Annotated in this window: 25 protein-coding genes; all 25 read left to right on the top strand. The window is 50.1% G+C overall.

Annotated elements, in window-relative coordinates; genetic code table 11:
* Positions 1 to 182: 182 nt before the first annotated feature.
* Complete coding sequence (gene rpsL, locus AXFE_RS02575; protein WP_052604332.1) at positions 183 to 554, top strand: 30S ribosomal protein S12; 372 nt, start codon at positions 183 to 185, stop codon at positions 552 to 554.
* A 6-nt stretch (positions 555 to 560) separates the two neighbouring features.
* Positions 561 to 1,031: a 30S ribosomal protein S7 gene (gene rpsG, locus AXFE_RS02570; RefSeq protein ID WP_052604331.1), complete on the top strand. Its 471-nt coding sequence runs from the start codon at positions 561 to 563 to the stop codon at positions 1,029 to 1,031.
* Between the two features lie 316 nt (positions 1,032 to 1,347).
* Positions 1,348 to 3,432: an elongation factor G gene (fusA, locus tag AXFE_RS02565; protein WP_052604362.1), complete on the top strand. Its 2,085-nt coding sequence runs from the start codon at positions 1,348 to 1,350 to the stop codon at positions 3,430 to 3,432.
* 78 nt (positions 3,433 to 3,510) lie between these two features.
* Positions 3,511 to 4,698, top strand: a complete 1,188-nt coding sequence (tuf, locus tag AXFE_RS02560) for an elongation factor Tu (RefSeq protein WP_052604330.1) — start codon at positions 3,511 to 3,513, stop codon at positions 4,696 to 4,698.
* Between the two features lie 133 nt (positions 4,699 to 4,831).
* The gene (gene rpsJ / locus AXFE_RS02555; protein WP_052604329.1) at positions 4,832 to 5,158 is read left to right on the top strand and encodes a 30S ribosomal protein S10; all 327 of its coding nucleotides are present in this window, start codon (positions 4,832 to 4,834) and stop codon (positions 5,156 to 5,158) included.
* A gap of 221 nt (positions 5,159 to 5,379) precedes the next feature.
* Entirely contained in the window at positions 5,380 to 6,021 is a 642-nt protein-coding gene (gene rplC / locus AXFE_RS02550; RefSeq protein WP_052604328.1) for a 50S ribosomal protein L3, read from the top strand.
* 3 nt (positions 6,022 to 6,024) lie between these two features.
* Positions 6,025 to 6,717 carry a 50S ribosomal protein L4 gene (gene rplD, locus AXFE_RS02545; RefSeq protein WP_052604327.1) on the top strand — a complete coding sequence of 231 codons (693 nt, stop codon included), beginning with the start codon at positions 6,025 to 6,027 and terminating at the stop codon, positions 6,715 to 6,717.
* Positions 6,718 to 6,720: 3 nt separating this feature from the next.
* Positions 6,721 to 7,008: a 50S ribosomal protein L23 gene (rplW, locus tag AXFE_RS02540; RefSeq protein WP_052604326.1), complete on the top strand. Its 288-nt coding sequence runs from the start codon at positions 6,721 to 6,723 to the stop codon at positions 7,006 to 7,008.
* 15 nt (positions 7,009 to 7,023) lie between these two features.
* Complete coding sequence (gene rplB / locus AXFE_RS02535) at positions 7,024 to 7,860, top strand: 50S ribosomal protein L2 (protein ID WP_052604325.1); 837 nt, start codon at positions 7,024 to 7,026, stop codon at positions 7,858 to 7,860.
* 15 nt (positions 7,861 to 7,875) lie between these two features.
* On the top strand, positions 7,876 to 8,157 hold the full coding sequence (rpsS, locus tag AXFE_RS02530; RefSeq protein ID WP_052604324.1) for a 30S ribosomal protein S19: 282 nt from the start codon (positions 7,876 to 7,878) through the stop codon (positions 8,155 to 8,157).
* On the top strand, positions 8,154 to 8,852 hold the full coding sequence (gene rplV, locus AXFE_RS21265; protein WP_082058423.1) for a 50S ribosomal protein L22: 699 nt from the start codon (positions 8,154 to 8,156) through the stop codon (positions 8,850 to 8,852). Before rpsS ends, rplV begins: the two co-directional genes overlap by 4 nt.
* Positions 8,852 to 9,712 (top strand): 30S ribosomal protein S3, encoded by an 861-nt coding sequence (gene rpsC / locus AXFE_RS02520; protein ID WP_052604323.1) that lies wholly within the window; start codon positions 8,852 to 8,854, stop codon positions 9,710 to 9,712. Before rplV ends, rpsC begins: the two co-directional genes overlap by 1 nt.
* A gap of 2 nt (positions 9,713 to 9,714) precedes the next feature.
* Positions 9,715 to 10,149 (top strand): 50S ribosomal protein L16, encoded by a 435-nt coding sequence (rplP, locus tag AXFE_RS02515; RefSeq protein ID WP_052604322.1) that lies wholly within the window; start codon positions 9,715 to 9,717, stop codon positions 10,147 to 10,149.
* Positions 10,149 to 10,355, top strand: a complete 207-nt coding sequence (rpmC, locus tag AXFE_RS02510; RefSeq protein ID WP_052604321.1) for a 50S ribosomal protein L29 — start codon at positions 10,149 to 10,151, stop codon at positions 10,353 to 10,355. Before rplP ends, rpmC begins: the two co-directional genes overlap by 1 nt.
* Positions 10,356 to 10,368: 13 nt before the next feature.
* Positions 10,369 to 10,641 (top strand): 30S ribosomal protein S17, encoded by a 273-nt coding sequence (rpsQ, locus tag AXFE_RS02505; RefSeq protein ID WP_052604320.1) that lies wholly within the window; start codon positions 10,369 to 10,371, stop codon positions 10,639 to 10,641.
* On the top strand, positions 10,638 to 11,006 hold the full coding sequence (gene rplN / locus AXFE_RS02500; protein ID WP_052604319.1) for a 50S ribosomal protein L14: 369 nt from the start codon (positions 10,638 to 10,640) through the stop codon (positions 11,004 to 11,006). Before rpsQ ends, rplN begins: the two co-directional genes overlap by 4 nt.
* Positions 11,006 to 11,311 carry a 50S ribosomal protein L24 gene (gene rplX, locus AXFE_RS02495; protein WP_052604318.1) on the top strand — a complete coding sequence of 102 codons (306 nt, stop codon included), beginning with the start codon at positions 11,006 to 11,008 and terminating at the stop codon, positions 11,309 to 11,311. The genes rplN and rplX overlap by 1 nt, the downstream gene beginning before the upstream one ends.
* Positions 11,308 to 11,874, top strand: a complete 567-nt coding sequence (gene rplE, locus AXFE_RS02490) for a 50S ribosomal protein L5 (protein WP_052604317.1) — start codon at positions 11,308 to 11,310, stop codon at positions 11,872 to 11,874. The genes rplX and rplE overlap by 4 nt, the downstream gene beginning before the upstream one ends.
* A gap of 10 nt (positions 11,875 to 11,884) precedes the next feature.
* Entirely contained in the window at positions 11,885 to 12,070 is a 186-nt protein-coding gene (locus AXFE_RS02485; protein WP_052604316.1) for a type Z 30S ribosomal protein S14, read from the top strand.
* 15 nt (positions 12,071 to 12,085) lie between these two features.
* The gene (gene rpsH, locus AXFE_RS02480) at positions 12,086 to 12,487 is read left to right on the top strand and encodes a 30S ribosomal protein S8 (protein ID WP_052604315.1); all 402 of its coding nucleotides are present in this window, start codon (positions 12,086 to 12,088) and stop codon (positions 12,485 to 12,487) included.
* Positions 12,488 to 12,521: 34 nt separating this feature from the next.
* Positions 12,522 to 13,064: a 50S ribosomal protein L6 gene (rplF, locus tag AXFE_RS02475; protein ID WP_052604314.1), complete on the top strand. Its 543-nt coding sequence runs from the start codon at positions 12,522 to 12,524 to the stop codon at positions 13,062 to 13,064.
* A gap of 24 nt (positions 13,065 to 13,088) precedes the next feature.
* Positions 13,089 to 13,457, top strand: coding sequence for a 50S ribosomal protein L18 (gene rplR, locus AXFE_RS02470; protein WP_052604313.1), 369 nt, complete (start codon positions 13,089 to 13,091; stop codon positions 13,455 to 13,457).
* 4 nt (positions 13,458 to 13,461) lie between these two features.
* Positions 13,462 to 14,007 carry a 30S ribosomal protein S5 gene (gene rpsE, locus AXFE_RS02465; RefSeq protein WP_052604312.1) on the top strand — a complete coding sequence of 182 codons (546 nt, stop codon included), beginning with the start codon at positions 13,462 to 13,464 and terminating at the stop codon, positions 14,005 to 14,007.
* Entirely contained in the window at positions 14,004 to 14,204 is a 201-nt protein-coding gene (gene rpmD / locus AXFE_RS02460) for a 50S ribosomal protein L30 (protein WP_052604311.1), read from the top strand. The genes rpsE and rpmD overlap by 4 nt, the downstream gene beginning before the upstream one ends.
* A gap of 6 nt (positions 14,205 to 14,210) precedes the next feature.
* Positions 14,211 to 14,711 carry a 50S ribosomal protein L15 gene (gene rplO / locus AXFE_RS02455; RefSeq protein WP_052604310.1) on the top strand — a complete coding sequence of 167 codons (501 nt, stop codon included), beginning with the start codon at positions 14,211 to 14,213 and terminating at the stop codon, positions 14,709 to 14,711.
* Positions 14,712 to 14,822 lie beyond the last annotated feature (111 nt).

The raw sequence follows: 14,822 nt of genomic DNA, 5'->3' as shown, positions 1-14,822 counted from the left end.
GTGTAATTTTGGCAAATTTTCGCCAAACTGTCGAGAGTTGCGCGACAGATTAGCCAGGGTTGTTTGTGGCGGACAGGGATCCCCTGTTTTTAAAGTTTGTTTTCCCCGAGGCCTGATGGTGGCTTTGGGGTCATGTTATTCGTAGCGGTCATTTGATCGTCTACTAAAGTGGAGAGGTACCAATGCCAACGATTGCTCAGCTGGTACGCACCGGGAGAGAGTCAAAGAGGTCAAAGACCAAGACTCCTGCGCTAAAGGGCGCCCCGCAGCGTCGCGGTGTATGCACCAGGGTCTATACGACTACGCCCAAGAAGCCTAACTCGGCCTTACGCAAGGTGGCCCGTGTGCGATTGACTTCAGGTGTAGAAGTGACTGCATACATACCTGGCGTTGGCCATAATCTACAGGAGCACTCCATAGTGCTCGTTCGTGGCGGTCGAGTCAAAGACCTACCTGGTGTTCGATACAAGATTATTCGAGGTGCACTAGACACCTCGGGAGTAAAGAACCGTAAGCAAGCTCGTAGCCGCTACGGTGCTAAGAAGGAGAAGTAGTAAGCTATGCCTCGTAAAGGTCCAGCTCCAAGGCGGGAGATCGTCGCAGATCCCATTTATCATTCCACCTTGGTTACTCAGTTAATAAATAAGATTCTTTCCCGAGGCAAAAAGACCTTGGCGGAAGCCATTGTCTATGGTGCATTGGAGAATATCAAAGAGCGCACCGGCAACGATCCTTTGGTGATCCTCAAAAAAGCTATCGATAATACTAAGCCTGAACTAGAGGTTCGATCGAGGCGTGTTGGTGGGGCAACCTATCAGGTACCAGTTGAGGTCAAATCCCGCAGGGCTCACACTCTATCGATTCGTTGGCTCGTCTCATTTTCACGTAAGCGCCGTGAAAAGACGATGGTAATGCGGCTTGCGAACGAGATTCTTGATGCTTCTAATGGCATCGGTGCATCAGTGAAGCGTCGTGAGGATCTTCATAAGATGGCCGAATCCAATAAGGCGTTTGCTCACTATCGTTGGTAGCCATCCATTGCCCTATGATCGATCTAGGTTTTAAGATACGCTAGATTTGGTCAAAAGTGCTTTGGGTATGTAAATTTCCCGGCCAAAAATTTAAAAGCGTGGGTTGCGTCAGTAACCCACGCTTTGGTATGGATTTTGATTAATGCAGTTTCTGGGTTTTAAAAATCCTATGGGCGGCATGAAAAACTAGTACAAAGTCGGACAGAGAATTTATCAATTGAAGTCAAGGATCGAATAACTCCAGATCCTTGGAGTGGTTGATGATCGCGGTCTTGTAGGTGACACCAAAAGATGGTGTCGGACATTGAGGGACAAAATGACGGCTCGAGAATATCCGTTAGAGAAAATTAGAAATATCGGCATTATGGCCCACATTGATGCGGGCAAGACAACGACGACTGAGCGAATTCTTTACTACACCGGTAAGAACTACAAGATCGGTGAAGTTCACGAAGGTGCTGCGACAATGGACTGGATGGTTCAAGAGCAAGAGCGTGGAATCACCATTACTTCGGCCGCGACCACCTGCTTTTGGAATAGCCACCGCATTAATATTATCGACACTCCAGGCCACGTTGACTTTACCGTTGAGGTAGAGCGCTCACTTAGGGTTCTAGACGGCGCGGTAGCAGTCTTTGACGCAGTTGCTGGTGTGGAACCTCAGACTGAGACGGTTTGGCGACAGGCAAATAACTACAACGTTCCCCGCCTTTGTTTTGTAAATAAGATGGATCGTGTCGGGGCGAACTTTTATCGCTGTGTCGACATGATAAAGGATCGTTTGGATACCAATCCTCTTGTGATTCAACTCCCAATCGGTGCTGAGAACGGCTTTAGGGGAATTGTCGACATAATCGAGATGAAGGCGACCATCTATGAGGATGAACTGGGTGAGCGCTTTAGCGTTACAGAGATCCCAGAGGATGTTCTGGAGTCTGCCCAAGCCTATCACCACGATCTAATGGAATCCCTTGCATCCTTTGACGATGATCTCATGGAAGCTTATTTGGCTGAAGAGGAGATAACTCCAGCTCGGGTCGTAGAGGTTTTGCGCCAAGCTACAATTGCAGGTTACGGTGTACCGATTCTGTGTGGTTCGGCCTTTAAAAATAAGGGCGTTCAGCCAATGCTAGATGCCGTTGTGAATTTCCTTCCTAGCCCGTTGGATATTCCAGCAGCGATTGGTACTTCCCTTCGCGGAGAAGCCGGACTGAGCAGAGATGCCGACGATAAGGCACCTTTTTCTGCCTTGGCCTTTAAGATCATGACCGATCCATATGTAGGTAAGTTGACTTACTTTAGGGTCTATTCTGGTTCGCTCGAAAAGGGTTCTTCTGTCTTGAACAGCACCAAGGACAAAAAAGAGCGAATCGGGCGACTTTTGTTGATGCACGCTAACCATAGGGAAGATATCGATACCATCTTCGCGGGTGATATTGTTGCAGCGGTTGGTCTAAAGAACACCACCACCGGTGACACCCTTTGTGACGGCGACAGCCCCATTATCCTTGAGTCGCTGGAGTTCCCAGAGCCAGTTATTCACGTTGCAGTCGAGCCTAAGACCAAGGCCGATCAGGACAAGATGGGCAAAGCTCTTTATGCATTGTCCGAGGAAGACCCGACCTTTAGGATCCGGACTGATGAAGAGACCGGCCAGACTGTTATCTCAGGCATGGGCGAATTGCACCTCGAAGTGATCGTGGATCGTATGTTGCGCGAATTTAAGGTTGACGCTAACGTCGGTAAGCCCCAGGTTGCTTACCGAGAGACGATTCGCAAGACGATCGAAAAGGTGGAGTCAAAGTACGTTCGCCAGAGCGGTGGTCGTGGTCAATACGGTCACGTCGTAATCACCTTGGAGCCTACGGGCCCCGGTGGTGGTTACGAATTCGTCGATAAGATTACCGGCGGTGTAATTCCTAAGGAATATATACCTCCGGTTGATGCGGGTATTCAAGAGGCTATGACCTCTGGTGTACTCGCGGGCTATCCGACAGTGGATCTTCGGGTGATTTTGACCTTCGGGTCCTATCACGATGTTGACTCGTCGGAGATGGCATTCAAGATTGCTGGTTCTATGGCATTCAAGGAGGCTGCAAGGCGGGCATCGCCGGTTCTATTAGAGCCGATTATGTCAGTCGAAGTAGTTACCCCTGATGAATACATGGGCGATGTAATCGGAGATTTGTCATCAAGGCGTGGAAAGATTGAAGGTATGGACCAGCGAGGAAATGCTCAGGCAATTCGCGCTCAGGTTCCGCTGTCTGAGATGTTTGGATACGCCACTGACCTACGGTCGCGCACGCAAGGGCGCGCCACATACACTATGCAATTCAACTCGTACCAAGAAGTCCCGGACTCCATAGCCAAGGAGATCGTGGCGAGGGTGCGGGGCGAGTAGCCTAGTATCAGTACCTTGTAAGCAAGTCGGCGCCGTAATTTTCGGCGTCGGTCATACATAACGGAGCAAGTTGGAGAGATGGCAAAGCAAAAGTTTGAGCGCCTCAAGCCACACGTAAACATAGGAACCATGGGTCACATCGACCATGGTAAGACTACATTGACCGCAGCGATCACTAAGACGCTTGCGGATCGCAACCCGGGAGTGAAGTTCACCCCCTTTGATCAGATCGATAAGGCTCCTGAAGAGCGAGCTCGTGGTATAACAATCTCGATTGCCCACGTTGAGTATGAGACGCCAAATCGTCACTATGCCCACGTGGACATGCCAGGCCACGCTGACTACATTAAGAACATGATTACTGGTGCTGCCCAGGTTGACGGAGCAATTTTGGTTGTTTCCGCCGCCGACGGCCCCATGCCCCAGACTCGCGAGCACGTGTTGCTAGCCCGTCAGGTAGGCGTTCCTTACATCGTTGTAGCCCTAAACAAGGCTGACATGGTCGATGATGAGGAGTTGCTGGATCTGGTGGAGCTAGAGGTACGCGAACTCCTAAGCGAGTACGAGTTCCCTGGTGACGATACACCTGTTATTCGCGTAAGTGCACTCAAGGCTCTTGAGGGTGACGCCGAATGGCAAAGTAAGATCGTAGAGCTCATGGATGCAGTTGATTCTTACATCCCAGAGCCAGAGCGCCCAGTAGAGCGTCCTTTCTTGATGCCAATCGAGGACGTCTTTACGATCCAGGGTCGTGGTACTGTCGTAACTGGCAAGGTTGAGCGAGGAATCGTTCGAATCTCGGAAGAAGTCGAGATCGTCGGTCTACGCGCAACTCAAAAGACAGTTTGTACCGGTGTTGAGATGTTCAATAAGATCTTGGACCAAGGACAAGCTGGAGATAACGTAGGCGTTTTGCTTCGTGGAACTAAGAAGACTGACGTTGAGCGTGGCCAAGTGCTTTGTAAGCCTGGCTCGATCACTCCTCACACTGAGTTTGAAGCTAATGTGTACGTTTTGAACAAGGATGAAGGCGGCCGTCACAAGCCTTTCTTCAACAACTATCGTCCCCAGTTCTACTTTAGAACGACAGACGTTACCGGCTCGATCACCCTTCCTGAGGGTAAAGAGATGGTTGTCCCTGGTGACAACATTACTTTGAAGGTTGAGCTACAAAAGCCTATCGCAATGGATGAGGGTCTTCGTTTCGCTATTCGCGAAGGTGGCCGTACTGTTGGTGCTGGCGCTGTAACAAAGATCATAAAGTAACGCTGTCTAAATAGACAACTTCTCAGCGGTCAAGGTACGCTTGGTCGGTCCCAGAGAAATCTAGGGACCGACTTGTGCCTTTGATGCCCTATGATGGTAGGGCGCGTATTCGTGGATTTTATAAGGAATTATGATGGCAGAGAACTCAAAGCAGCGAATTCGTATCAGGCTAAAGGCCTATGACGCTGCCATATTGGACGCCTCAACTCGGAAGATTGTCGATACTGTCCTTCGTACCGATGCTAAGGTAAAGGGTCCAGTGCCACTGCCGACGGAGACGTCGCGCTACACTGTGATTCGATCCCCGCACAAGCACAAGGATTCCCGCGAGCATTTCGAGATGAGAGTTCACAAGCGCCTCTTGGATATCGTAGAGCACACCCCTAAGACTGTAGATTCGCTTCAGCGTCTCGACGTCCCAGCCGGTGTGGATATAGAAATAAAAGTCCAGAGTCTATAAGTAGCCGGATGGTCCAGGTTGGACCGGTAGGCTAGAAGAGTTTGAAAGCTTTGACGTCTGGGTAGGCCCTTGAGGAACCGCCTAGCAAACAGATGGCAGAGCTCCGCCGATTAGGCGGAGTTTTTGTGTCTGAGCAAAGGTGCTTTGTACCTTTGAACGTCGGGTTTTTAGATCTAAGCAAAGAATGTCTTTGCATTTAATTATGAAAGTTTCGTATAGAAATGGCAACCAAGGCTTTAGTAGGCAAGAAGTTGGGCATGACGCAACTCTGGGACGACCAGAACCAAATCATCCCAGTTACTGTCGTCAAGGTTGACCCAATGAGGGTCATGAGGGTGAAGCAGCCCTCCACTGACGGATATTCGGCCCTTTGCGTCACTTATGGCGCGAAGGATGCTAGGAAATTGAATAAGCCCGAGGCAGGAGTCTTTCGGGCTGCCGGCGTAGAACCGGGCGTAGAAATTATGGAGTTTCGACTCGATGATGTCTCCTCCTATTCTGTCGGCTCTGAATATGGAGTTGAGATTTGGGAGAGTGGGGACTTTGTTGATGTAACAGGTACATCCAAAGGCCACGGTTTTGCTGGAGTTATGAAGCGTCATAATTTTGCTGGCCAGAAGGCTACTCACGGTAACCATAAGAAGCATCGAGCTCCAGGTTCAATTGGCGCTTGCGCTACCCCAGCACGAGTCTTCAAGGGGACGCGCATGGCTGGGCAAATGGGTTCCGATAAGGTAACGACCCAGAACCTCAAAGTTGTAAAGTCCGATCCAGAGCGTGGTCTTTTGTTAATCAAGGGTGCCGTTCCAGGTGCTAAGGGCTCGTCTGTAGTCGTTCGTGACGCTGTGAAGGGTGGCAAGTAACTTATGAGCGCTGAAGTTGTTCGAGTGATCGAACTCAATCAATATGTCGCGGCCCTCTTGGACCACAACGGCAATCGCATCGGTGAAGTTGAACTGAATCCAACAGTCTTTGGTTACACGCCAAATGTTTCGCTTTTGCACCAGGTAGTTACTGCTCAGTTGGCTGCTGCCCGAAGTGGAACACAGTCCACCAAAACTCGCGCCGAGGTGCGCGGTGGTGGTCGTAAGCCATTTCGCCAAAAGGGTACTGGACGTGCCCGTCAAGGCTCCATACGAGCTCCCCATTGGGCAGGCGGTGGCGTAGCCCTAGGGCCAAAGCCACGTTCTTATGAGCAACGCACCCCAAAGAAGATGAAGCGTGCGGCTCTATATCATGCGCTTTCTGATCGAGCGGCTAACGACGCAATCGTAGTTGTTGAATCGTTTGAGTATGAGACTCCTAAGACTAAAAGTGGTATCGCATTTTTGTCCAATGCCGGTCTTTCGAATAAGAAGGTCCTCTTGGTGGTGGATCCATTTGAATATAACTTGGTAAGAACCTTTTCCAACTTGCCTCTCGTTCGTCTTATCGATGAGGCTGAGTTGAATCCCTACGATATCTTATGGTCAGATGTCGTTATCTTTGATAAGTCCACACTGATTGGCGAGGCTGATTCTTCCAGCGACGCCGATGACGAAGTGGCCACGGAAGGTTAAACGATGGCAAATCCATACTCGATTATCATCAAGCCAGTTATCTCCGAGAAGTCCTATGGACTCTCCGATGCCGGCGTCTATACATTTGTGGTCGATCGCAGGGCCAACAAGATTGAAATTGGTAAGGCCATAGAGGAGATCTTCTCCGTAAAGGTCGGCAAGGTCAACACTCTGAATCGCAAGGGTAAGCGGAAGCGTTCACGTAAAAGCGGACTCTATGCCAAACTCTCTGATACAAAGCATGCCATGGTCACCCTTAAAGAGGGTCAGATCGAACTGTTCCAGAGATAGAAGGTTTTTAAGAATATGGCTATTAGAAAGAGAAAACCCACTAGTCCTGGACGTCGGTTTCAGTCGGTGTCCGACTTTTCCGAGATTACTAAGTCCAAGCCTGAGAAGTCGCTTTTGGCTCCTAAGAGCTCTAGTGGTGGTCGTAACTCCTATGGACGAAAGACCTCCCGCCACCGCGGCGGTGGTCACAAGCAACAATATCGCTTGGTGGACTTCAAGCGTCGCAAAGACGGAGTTCCAGCAAAAGTTGCTGCGATTGAATACGATCCCAATAGAAATGCTCGGATTGCTTTGCTTCATTATCTTGATGGTGAAAAGGCATATATTCTGGCTCCTAATCGCCTCAAGGTCGGCGAATTGGTGGAGTCGGGTTCCGGTGCTGATATTCGGATCGGAAATGCACTTCCTCTAAGGAATATTCCAGTTGGTACTGTGGTGCATAACGTGGAATTGCGACCTGGTCAGGGCGGCAAGATTGCTCGTGGAGCAGGTATGTCGGTGCAACTAGTCGCCAAAGAGGGCGATTTTGCTACACTTCGTCTTCCCTCTACTGAAATGCGTCGCGTTCCTATTGATTGTCGGGCTACCGTAGGCGAGGTTGGCAACGCCGAGCATGAGCTGATTTCGATTGGTAAAGCTGGACGTAACCGTTGGAAGGGCGTTAGGCCTCAGACACGAGGTGTCGCTATGAACCCAGTGGATCACCCACTTGGCGGTGGCGAAGGCAAGACGTCTGGTGGACGTCATCCAGTTTCCCCTTGGGGTCAACCTGAAGGTCGTACGCGTTCAAGGCGCAAGGCAAGTGATGCAATGATCGTACGTCGTCGTCGCGGACGCGGCGCAAGGCGCTAGGAGGTCTTATAAAAGATGGCACGTAGCCTTAAAAAGGGTCCTTTTGTCGATTCTCACCTACTCAAGAAGGTCGACGCTTTAAATGAGAAGAACGAGAAGAAGGTCATTAAGACCTGGTCTCGTAGATCTACAATTATTCCTGACATGGTGGGTCACACCATCGCCGTTCATGATGGCCGAAAGCATGTTCCTGTCTATGTGACAGAGTCCATGGTCGGTCACAAGTTAGGTGAATTCAGCCCTACTCGAACCTTTAAATACCATGCGGGTCAAGAGAGAACGGGTAAGAGAAGATGAGTACCACTACTTTCAATTCAGGCACTAGGGCTGTCTTGCGTCAATATCGCATGTCGGCATCGAAGGTTCGTGAAGTTCTTGACCTGATCCGGGGCAAGGATATTATTACCGCTCGAGATATTTTGGTCTATTCGGATCGTGGAGCGGCTCGTCCGATCTTGAAGCTTCTGGCCTCTGCTGTGGCCAATGCTGAGAATAACGACGGTATTCCAGCAGATGAACTCTATGTCTCTGCCTGCTTTGCAGACGAGGGGCCGACTATGAAGCGTTTTCGTGCGCGAGCTCGTGGGCGTGCAGGACAGATTTTGAAGCGTACGGCTCACATCACGATCTATGTCGATCGCATGGAATTTACCAAGATTGCTCAGATCAATGCTAAGAGATCCTCTGAGGAAGCTCGTCGTCAAGAACGTCGTAGTGCACGTGTCCGTGGCTCAAACAGTTCTCTCGACGAAATAGAAGTTGTCTTTGACGCCGAGGATTCGGATCTTGTTGTTCATACTGAGACCGAGAACACAGAGACCGCTAACACAGAGACCGCTAACACAGAGCCGACAATTCCAGAGAGCTCGGAGACCGTGAGCGATCAAGGTGATTTAGGTGCAAGTGATGCAGTCTCCAACGACGTCCTTGAGGTAGTTTCAAGCGAAGATCAAGACGTTGTCGATGACGATGCTGAAAGCGAGAATAAGTAATGGGTCAGAAAGTAAATCCCTACGGTTTTCGCCTTGGTATAACCACCAAGTGGAAGTCGACCTGGTACGAGGATAAGAATTACAAAGAGACAGTTCTTGAGGACTGGAGGATCCGTAACTTTCTTATCAAGAGACTTGAGAACTTGCAGCTTTCGCGAGTAGAGATCGAGCGTAAAAGAGGCGATATCAGAGTTGATATCTACTCATCGAAGGTTGGTCCTATCGTCGGACATCAAGGCAAGAAGATTGAAGAGCTTCGCCATGATCTCGGTGCGCTAATTGGGGATGAAAAGGTCCAATTAAACGTCAAAGAGATTCAAAACGCTGAGCTTGATGCCGCATTGGTTGCACAAAGTATTGCAGATCAGCTGGCTCGGCGAGTTAGCTTTAGAAGAGCGATGAAGCGCGCTATGCAGCTCGTGGAGCGTTCTGGTGGTCAGGGCGTCAAGATCCAGTGTTCTGGTCGACTTGGCGGTGCTGAAATGGCACGCAAGGAGTCCTATCGCGAAGGTCGAGTTCCGCTTCATACCTTGAGAGCAGACATCGACTATGGCTTCCGAGAGGCTAGAACTACCTTTGGTCGTATCGGTGTTAAGGTCTGGATCTATAAGGGCGATATCGTTCCCTATAAGGTACCTAGCCTTACCGAAGCAGCTCCTACCGAGCAGGCCGCGCAACGGCCGCGAAGAGTTTCTGCAGGTGGCGGTCGACGCGTAAGCGAAGGAAGGCCCCGTAACGCGGCGCCGGTCGTAAATGGAGAAGAGCAACTTGAGAAGATCCTAGATCGGTCTGAGGAGCTCGAGAAGAAGGTGCGCCAGGAGTCACATGAGACAGCGCACTTCAAGCGGGAGAGCGATTAATCATGTTGATGCCTAGGAAGGTAAAGCACCGTAAGGTGCAGCGTGGCCGGCGAACTGGGCTGGCCAAGGGTGGTACCGAGTTGAACTTTGGTGAGTTCGGTATTCAAGCCTTGGAAGCTGGTTGGTTGACCGCTCGTCAAATAGAAGCAGCTCGTATTGCTATGACGAGGCACATCAAAAGAGGTGGAAAGGTCTGGATTCGAGTTTTTCCAGATAAGCCAGTTACCAAGAAGCCTGCTGAGACTCGCATGGGTTCGGGCAAGGGTAACCCGGAGTTTTGGGTTGCAGTTGTAAAGCCGGGTCGCATCCTCTTTGAATTGAATGGTGTCTCGGAAGAGCTAGCTCGTGGCGCTTTGGAGAGAGCTATTCAAAAGCTCCCCTTTAAAGCACGTGTGGTTGTAAGAGATGCATTTTCTCACGAGAATGAGGGTCAATAATGTCAAAGGCTTCTGAATTAAGAGATTTCGGTGATCAAGAGTTGCAAGAGCGTCTTGATGAGAATATCAAGGAGTTGTTTCAACTTCGGTTTGACCTGGCTACTGCCCAGGTCGCCAATACCTCGCGTGTGGGTCTATTAAAGCGAGAGGTTGCTCGTATTCATACGATTATGACCGAGCGATCCGCTTCATCCGAGGACAAGTAGGTAGGAAATCATAATGAGTGAGATTGAAAGTCCGAATGAGAATACCCGTAAGGTCCGTGAAGGTACAGTTATTTCTGACGCCATGACCGATACGGTTGTTATAGCGGTTGTAGAGCGAGTTCGCCATCCGAAGTACCGAAAGACGGTGCAGCGTACTAAGAAGTTGTATGCGCACGACTCGACCTTTGGTGCACGCGTTGGAGATGTCGTCCGCCTGGAAGAGACAAGGCCTCTTTCCAAGCTAAAGAGATGGCGTGTTGTGGAGATTTTGGAGCGTGCCAAGTGATACAGCAAGAAACCAGACTTAGGGTGGCTGATAATTCAGGCGCAAAAGAAGTCCTCGTTATTAAGGTTTTGGGGGGTTCACGGAGACGATATGCCAGCATTGGCGATATCTTTGTGGCCACTGTTAAGGATGCAATTCCTGGAGGTAATGTAAAGCGCGGGGATGTTGTAAAGTGTGTGGTTGTGCGAACCAAGAAGGAGAAGCGCCGTTCAGACGGTAGTTACATTCGGTTCGACGAGAATGCCGCTGTTATTATCAACGATGCGATGCAGCCAAGAGGAACCCGTATCTTTGGGCCAGTTGGCCGGGAACTCAGGGACAAGAAGTTTATGAGGATCATATCGTTGGCTCCGGAGGTGCTTTGATGAAGATCCGTAAGGGTGACAAGATAAAGGTGCTGGCCGGTAAAGATAAGGGTCGCGAGGGCGTGGTCTCTAGGGTGATTCCTAAAGAGGGACGTATCATAGTTGATCGTATTAATGTCGCTCGCAAGCATCAAAAGCCGACCAATCAGACCTCTCAAGGTGGAATTATCGACAAGGACATGCCTTTTTCGGCTTCGAATGTGCAGATAGTTTGTGCTAAGTGTGGTCCAACACGGGTCGGTTATAAGTTTTCCGACGCAGGCGTTAAGTCTCGCGTCTGTAAAAAGTGTGGGGGTGACCTATGAATGAGTTCGCTGGACCGCAGCCGCGTCTGAAAGAAAAGTACAACACTGTACTGCGAAGCCAACTCAAAGAGAGCCTTGGCCTGTCAAATATCATGCAGGTCCCTCGCATGGAGAAGATAGTTATCAACATGGGTGTTGGCCGTGCTACCGCTCAGGCTTCTCTACTTGAGGGAGCGCTGCGGGATCTAGAGATTATCTCTGGCCAAAAGCCCATAGTTACCAGGGCACGAAAGTCCGTGGCGAGTTTCAAGCTTCGTCAGGGAAATGCTATCGGTGCCAAGGTAACGCTTCGAGGCGATCGCATGTGGGAGTTCTTTGATCGTTTGGTCTCGCTCTCCATTCCTCGCATTAGAGACTTTCGGGGATTGAACCCTAAGTCGTTTGACGGTAACGGTAACTATACCTTCGGCGTCACGGAGCAGTTGATCTTCCCGGAGATCGAGTATGACAAGGTTGATGTAATGCGTGGTATGGATATAACCATCGTTACAAGTGCAACAAGTGACGACCATGGCCGAGCGCTTTTGTTCGCATTTGGATTTCCCTTCAAAAGAGAGGGTTAGGAAGTAGATAATGGCTAAGAAAGCTCTAATCGAAAAGCAAAGGCGTGCAGCGAAGTTTAAGGTTCGCGCCTATACCCGTTGCGGTCGTTGTGGTCGTCCACACTCGGTATATCGCAAGTTTGGTCTATGCAGGATCTGCCTTCGGGTAATGGTTCACGCAGGCGAGATTCCTGGCGTGACCAAGGCTAGCTGGTAGAGGAGGAACTGACCAATGATGACGGATCCGATCGCGGACATGTTGACGCGAATCCGTAATGCCAATACGGCAATGCATGATACGGTTGTAATGCCAGGTTCGAAGCTAAAGAAGGCTTTGGCTGAGGTGCTCGTTAGCGAAGGCTATATAGAGGGCTTTGATATCAAAGAGACTGAGGGTAAGCCCGGTAACTCTCTAGAGATTCAGCTCAAGTATTCACCAGAGCGCAAGCGGGTAATCTCTGGTATTCAGAGGGTTTCAAAGCCCGGGCTCAGGGTCTATTCCCGAGCGGAGTCTGTTCCACGTGTCCTTGGTGGCCTTGGGATAGCGATCGTCTCTACCTCTCGGGGTTTGATGACCGATCGAGAAGCTCGAAAGCAAAAGATCGGCGGTGAGGTCGTCTGCTACGTCTGGTAGTGATGACCCATCTATTGAGGAGTATGTAAGTTCTATGTCACGAATTGGGAAAGTCCCAGTAGAAGTACCTCAGGGCGTGTCGGTCGAGATTCTTGGATCTAACGATATCAAGGTAAGTGGTCCTAAAGGGACGCTTTCGAGAGTGCTTCCTGGTGAGATTTCGGTCAGCCAGCAAGAGTCGGTTTTGGTTATTGAGCGTCCAAACGATGAGAGACTCTCTAAGTCCCTGCATGGCCTTTCGCGCACTTTGGTCTCGAATATGGTCGCCGGTGTAACCAGTGGTTTCACCAAGGAGCTAGAGATTATTGGCGTTGGATATCGCTGTATAGCTAAGGGCCCTGGAGAGCTAGAGCTCTCGTTGGGTTTCTCGCACACGGTCAAGGTCGTTGCACCGGAGGGTATTACCTTCGAGGTGCCCACGCCTACAAGGATCATTATTAGAGGGATCGACAAGGAAATTGTCGGTCAGGTCGCTGCCAATATTCGCAAGATTAGAAAGCCAGAGCCTTACAAAGGTAAGGGCGTTCGGTACCTGGGAGAAAAGGTCCAGCGTAAGGCTGGTAAGACTGGTAAGTAGTGCCAGAGCTTTTTGGAGATAGCAATGTCAATTAACAAAGTTAACAGCCACGCGCTGCGTATCAAGCGACATAAGCGAGTTAGACGTATCGTTGTCGGTACCACAGTTCGCCCACGTTTGGCTGTCTTTCGTTCGAATAAGCACATAGTTGCTCAGATCGTTGATGACTCGACTGGTTCAACGATCGCTTCAGCTTCGACGCTTGAGGCCGACCTTCGTGGCGGTGGCGCTACCGGTAATATAGCTGCTGCTGTCAAGGTTGGAGAACTCGTTGCGCAGCGCGCAGTGCAAAAGGGAATTAAAGCAGTCGTTTTCGACCGGGGTGGATTCCAATACCACGGTAGAGTGGCCGCATTAGCCGATGCAGCCCGTAGCAAGGGATTGGAGTTCTAAGGATATGGCCGAAGAGGTTTATGAAGAGCGCACGATTAAGGTCAACCGGGTTGCCAAGGTTGTAAAAGGTGGACGTCGTTTCTCCTTCACAGCACTTATGGTGATTGGTGACAAGAATGGTCGTGTAGGACTCGGTTATGGTAAGGCCAAGGAGGCCGGTATTGCCGTCCAAAAGGGTATTGAAGAGGCTCGAAAGAATCTTTTTAGTGTTCCGTTGGCGGGAGATACAATAATTCACCCGGTTTTAGGTGCTGCTGGGGCTGGGCGAGTTTTGCTCAAGCCAGCTGCTCCTGGTACAGGTGTTATCGCTGGTGGCGCTGCAAGAGCTATTCTTGAGATGGCCGGAATTCATGACGTGGTTGCTAAGTCTTTGGGTTCGTCCAATGCTATCAATGTCGCACACGCCACCATCTCTGGTTTGAAGGATCTAAAGCGTCCCGACGAGATAGCTGCGCTTCGTGGTAAGTATGTCGATGAGATCATTCCAGGCGCCATTAACCGTGCTTATGCTGAGAAGAAAAAGCAAATAGAAGGTGGCGAACGAGGTTGAGCGAGACTAATTCGGAGAAGAAACTTACAGTTACGCAGATTAAGTCAGGGATCGGTACAAAGCCAAAGCATCGTGCCACCCTTAAGGCTCTAGGGCTTGGACGTATCGGTAAAAGCAATGTGCTTCCTGATCGCAGAGAGATTCGCGGGATGATTGCCAGAGTGCCGCACTTGGTCGAAGTCGTGGAAGAGGTATAGAGGCTGATGTTAAAGTTACATGATCTGACTCCAGCTGAGGGGTCAAAAAAGAAGCCAAAACGCGTTGGTAGAGGTATTGGCGGTAAGGGCGGTAAGACTGCTGGCCGTGGTACCAAAGGCCAAGGAGCTCGCGATACGATTCCTATGGGCTTTGAAGGTGGGCAGCTTCCCCTGACCCAGCGTACACCTAAGGCTAAGGGATTCAAGAACCCCTTTAAGGTGATCTACGAGATCGTCAACTTGGATAAGGTAGCTGAATTGGCTGCTCAGGGTGTCCTGGTGATAGATCCAGGCGTCTTAGCCAATTATGGCATCGTAAAGCGTGGTTCGTTGGTGAAGATCCTTGGAAACGGGGAGATTCGTACCGGTGTTACTGTAACTGCCCATAAGTTTTCTAGGGCGGCTGAGTTTGCCATTAGAGCTGCCGGTGGTTCGATAGTCACTGTGGATCTACCTTATGCTGGTGGGCGACCACCGGTCCGTGGTAACCAACACGCAAACCGTTAATTATTTCTTTTATCTGATTGTGGGGCCGGTTGCTATTCTAAGCTTGCCGGCTCTTTTTTTAGTTTCGGACCCAGTTTCATGGGTTTTTTAAGAGTCTCTATGGAATCTTTT

It is taken from the genome of Acidithrix ferrooxidans, assembly GCF_000949295.1.
GTDB lineage: Bacteria > Actinomycetota > Acidimicrobiia > Acidimicrobiales > Acidimicrobiaceae > Acidithrix > Acidithrix ferrooxidans.
The sequence above is the reverse complement of the archived record's forward strand: the minus strand, read 5'-3'. Positions and strand labels throughout refer to the sequence as shown.